Genomic DNA, 4,582 nt, shown 5'->3' on the forward strand with positions numbered 1-4,582 from the left:
GCCCGGTCCCGCCGAAGACCGGGCCGGCCCGGCCCTCGGTGCCACCCGCGCCAGCCCGGTCACGTGCGCGAACGGGCCGGCGCGGGCGCCCCGGTCAGGGGTAGGTGGTCAGGTACACCTGCTGGGTGGCCGCGTTCGCGGTCCCGCCGGCGTTGTTGATCACCCGGTTGATGGTGCCGACACCCCCGAGCGAGACGGTCACCATGTTGGTGAACCGCACGTTCGAGTTGGTGGGCGCCTCGATGGCCCGGTCCGCGACGACTGCCGGGTTGACGTTGAAGTAGCAGTAGCTGCCCAGGCCCCACGCCCCGTGGCTGGTGACCGAGTCGGCCACCTTGTACGCGGCGTACCCCCGGGTCGACCCGTTCATCCAGGCGGCCTGGTTGGGCGGGTCGTACGGCATCTCGTTCTGGTAGAAGTACGTCCGGCCGCCGTTGCCGTTCCAGACGGTCTGGTACTTCTGATAGTGCTCGACGAAGAGGCCGTACATGGTGACGTTGTCGCCGTTGACGGTCAGTCCGGTGTCGGCGGTGTTCAGCGTCCACCCGGTCGGTACGCCGCTGGCGGCGTGGTCGGCCCGCCACAGCCACATGTGGTCACCGATCACGTTGTCGCTGTTGACGGTCAGCGTGTTGGTGGCCTTGCCGACGTGCGGCCCGCCGATGCGGAAGAACACGTCGTGCAGCGAGGTCGGGTTCGTGGCGTGGCTCGCCGCCGAGCCGGACGGCCCGACCTCCATCAGCACCGGCGAGTTGGTCGTGCCGGCCTCGAACATCAGGCCGGCGACCTTGACGCCGTCCACATCGGCCACCCGCATCCCCACGCTGCCGTTGTCGGCCTGGATGGTGGCCAGGCCGAGGCCGAGGATCACCGTGTCGGCCCGGTTGACCTGGATCGGCTCGGTCACGTGGTGCACGCCCGGGGTGAAGAGCAGGTGCCGGCCCTGGGCGAGGGCCGCGTTGATGGTGGCCGCGCTGGTGCCCGGCTGGACCACGTAGAACTGCGACAGCGAGATCGACGAGCCGGCCGGGGTCTTGTTGTACCAGCTGGTGCCGGTCGAGTTGGTGCGCAGGGCGGGGACGAAGACCCGGTACTCACCGGTGCCGTCGACGTACAGGAACGGCTTCTCCCGCACCTGCGGGGTCTGCGCGATGACCGTGTGCGACGGGTTGGGGAAGCTCGGCGCCGGGGCGCCGACGACGCCCTGGAAGACCATGTTCCACACCGAGCCGGTCCAGCCGTTGCCGAACTCGCTGTTGCGGGAGTACCACTGCTGCTGCGAGCCGGAGACGACCAGGCCGTCGATGCGGGTGTCGGCCAGCAGGCCGCCGCTGGACCAGCCGTCGCCGCCGTTCCAGAGCTGGATCTGGTTCTGCGCGCCGCGCAGGTGCATCCGCCGGTACGGCGCGGCCTGCGACACCGCCCAGCGCTCCACGGTCTGCCCGGCGGGCAGGGTGACCGAGAGGTTCTCCGCGGCCCGCCAGAAGTTCTGGGTGGCGTTGCCGCCCATCCAGAACGCCTCGGTGCGGACGTGGCCGTTGAGGTTGACGTCGTCGGGGCTCATGCCGAGCCCGGCGACCTGGGTGAAGAAGCCGAGGTTGACGTCGGCGGTGTAGGTGCCCGGCTTGAACAGCACGGCGTAGCGCTGCGGGCCGAACTGGTTGGTCTCCTGCTGGGTGAAGAGGGTGTTCAGTCGACTCTGGATGGTCGACGTCGGCGTGCTCGGGTCGAAGACGTACGTGTTCGGCCCGAGGTTGGGGTTGTACGGGTCGGTAGTGCCGACCGGGGGCTCGGTGGTGCCGCCGCCGGTCGTGTTCACCGCCAGCTCCCACAGCGAGTAGCCGTAGGCGGTGCCCCGGGCGGTGCCGTACACGCGCAGGTAGCGACCGCTGCCGGTGACGGTGAGGCTCTGCGTGCCGCCGGTGGCCGTCGTGGTCGAGTAGATGGTGGTCCAGGTGGACCCGTCCGCGGAGGTCTGGAGCTGGAAGGCCCGGGCGTACGCGGCCTCCCAGGTGAGCGTCACCCGGCAGATCGTGCGGGTGCTGCCGAGGTCGACGCGCAGCCACTGCGGGTCGCTGGCGGCGCTGGCCCAACGGGTGCCGGTGTTGCCGTCGACGGCGGCGGACGCCGGGGTGCCGGCGTTCTCGGTGGACGAGGCGGTTACCGGGCTGCCCTGGGCGACGTTGGTGCTGCCGCAGGTGGAGGTGCCGCCGTCGGTCTCGCCGTAGACCTGGAACTCCCAGAGCGAGTAGCCGTAGCCGGTGCCCCGGGCGGTGCCGTACATGCGCACGTACCGGCCGGCGCCGGTGACGGTGAGGTTCTGGGTGCCGCCCGCGCCGGTGGTGGTCGAGTAGATCGTGGTCCAGGTGGCCGCGTCGTCAGAGGTCTGGAGCTGGAAGGCGCGGCCGTAGGCGCCCTCCCAGAGCAGGTTGACCTGGCTGATGGTGGCCCGCGCGCCCAGGTCCACCTGAAGCCACTGGGGATCGCTGAAGGCGCTGGCCCAGCGGGTGCCGGTGTTGCCGTCGACGGCGGCCGACGCGGGGGTGCCGGCGTTCTCAGTGGACGAGGCGGTCGCCGGGCGTCCCTGCGACAGCAGGGTGGGGGCGGCCTGCGCCGGGGCGGTGGCCACAGCCGGGGTCAGGGCCGCCACCAGGGCCACGGCGACTCCGGCGAGGAGGTGCCGGACGGTCCGCCGCCGGGGACGCGGGCGTACGGATGTAGCACGAGATGTCATGACATCGCCTGTCGATAGGGCGTTACGGACGCCGGGGGTGGGGAGCGGTTTTCGCCCGTGGTGCCGTGGGTGGTGCCGCCGATGCGACGCCGCGGGGAGAGGAGAGCGCTCTCGTAGGAGTGTTGCGGCGAGATTGCGACGGAGTCAAGACATCGATCTATAACTTCGTTATTTATCCCGAGGATCGGTTTTGTGTAATTCCCAACCCCCACCCCCGTCCCCCACCCCCGTCCCCCCAACCCCGACCACTCCCGGTGATCAAGAGGTTTGCGTCAGAAATCGCGCCCAGGATGACGCGAACCTCTTGATCACCGGGTGGAGGAGGAGGCGGGGTCAGGTGCGGCGGACGCCGCCGTCGGTGAGGAAGCGGGCGATCGGGAGGGTGGCCGCTCCCAGGGCCACCGCGTCCACGCCGAGGCGGCACAGCTCGATCGACGCCTGCTCGTACGGCTGGCGCAGCGCCTGCCGACCGGCGGCCTCGCGGACGGCCGGCAGCAGATCGCCCAGCGCCATCGCCGCCCACCCACCGAGGACGACCCGCTCCGGGTTGAACAGGTTGATCAGGTTGGCCACCCCCGCGCCGAGATAGCCGGCGGTGTCGTCCAGCACCCGGCGGGCGGTGGCCGACGACTCGGCGGCGGTGACCAGCGCGGCGAGCTGCGACTCCTCGTCCTCGCCCGGCACGGCGCGACCCCGACGCGCCTCGCGGTAGCGGTCGATGATCGCCTCCGCCCCCACGTACGCCTCCAGGCAGCCGCGCGCGCCGCACCGGCAGGCCCGGCCGCCGTACACCAGGGTGGTGTGCCCCCACTCCCCCGCGCTGCTGGACGCGCCCCGGTAGGTGGCGCCGTTGGTCACCACGGCCGCGCCCACGCCGGAGCCGACCAGCGCGAAGACGGCGTGCCGGGCGCCGCGCCCGGCGCCGAACCACATCTCGGCCTGGCCGAGGGTCTTCGCGCCGTTGTCGATGTGCAGCGGCAGGTCGGTGCCGGCGGCGATGAGGCGCTCCAGCGGCACCCGGTCCCAGCCGAGGGCCTGGGCGTGCACGACGGCCTGGACGCCCTGCTCGACCACGCCGGAGACGCCGATACCGACGCCGAGCACGTCGGCGGTGGCCACCCGGGCCTTCCCGGTGACCACCTCGATGCCGGCCAGCACGTGCCCGGCCACCACGTCGGGCTCGGTGCGCGCCGGGTCGAGCGGGTACTCGATGCTGGCGAGCAGGGTCATCGCGAAGTCGAAGAGCTCGACCCGGACCCGGGTCTCGCCGACGTCCACGCCGATCACGAAGGCGTACCGGGGGGCGACCCGCAGCAGCATGCTGGGGCGGCCGCCGTCGGACTCGGCGGCGCCGGCCTCGGCGACGATGCCCTCGTCGATCAGGTCGGCCACCACGTTGCTCACCGCCGGCTGGCTCAGCCCCGTGCTGCGCACCAGGTCCTGCCGGGTGAGCGGAGCATCGAGGAAGAGCTTCGTCAGCAGGGCGGACCGGTTGCGCAGCCGGACGCTCCGGTTGGTGGCACGCGCCAGCTCCACTCGTCACCTCGTTCCCGTCGGCCGTTGGTGGCGACTGTAACCGCACCGTGCTTGACGACCCACCTGCCAGCAACTTTAATGACGACATTCATTAAGCCGTGATGTAACTCCCGGGAAACGCCGGCGGACCCCCGACGGCGCATCCGGAGAAACCCCGTCCGCAGCCGACCACCGTCGCCGCACCCCTATCGACGACGGCGGCCGGCGGACCCCCACCACGCACCGGAAGGGCTGACCGTGTCGAGACGACACCTCGGGATATTCACCGCCGCCGTACTGGCCGCCGCATCGCTGACCGCCTGTGGCGGCTCC

General features: G+C 71.5%; 2 protein-coding genes. Both read right to left on the bottom strand.

Going from position 1 to position 4,582, the window contains the following annotated elements; genetic code table 11:
* Window positions 1-94: 94 nt before the first annotated feature.
* On the bottom strand, window positions 95-2,734 hold the full coding sequence (locus tag AB0J68_RS27865; protein ID WP_363941334.1) for a discoidin domain-containing protein: 2,640 nt from the start codon (window positions 2,732-2,734) through the stop codon (window positions 95-97).
* A 333-nt stretch (window positions 2,735-3,067) separates the two neighbouring features.
* Window positions 3,068-4,270 carry an ROK family transcriptional regulator gene (locus AB0J68_RS27870; protein ID WP_355065170.1) on the bottom strand — a complete coding sequence of 401 codons (1,203 nt, stop codon included), beginning with the start codon at window positions 4,268-4,270 and terminating at the stop codon, window positions 3,068-3,070.
* Between the last annotated feature and the right edge of the window lie 312 nt (window positions 4,271-4,582).

Origin of the sequence: Micromonospora sp. NPDC049580 (genome assembly GCF_040675595.1) — a bacterium.
In the GTDB taxonomy this organism is placed as follows: Bacteria; Actinomycetota; Actinomycetes; order Mycobacteriales; family Micromonosporaceae; genus Micromonospora.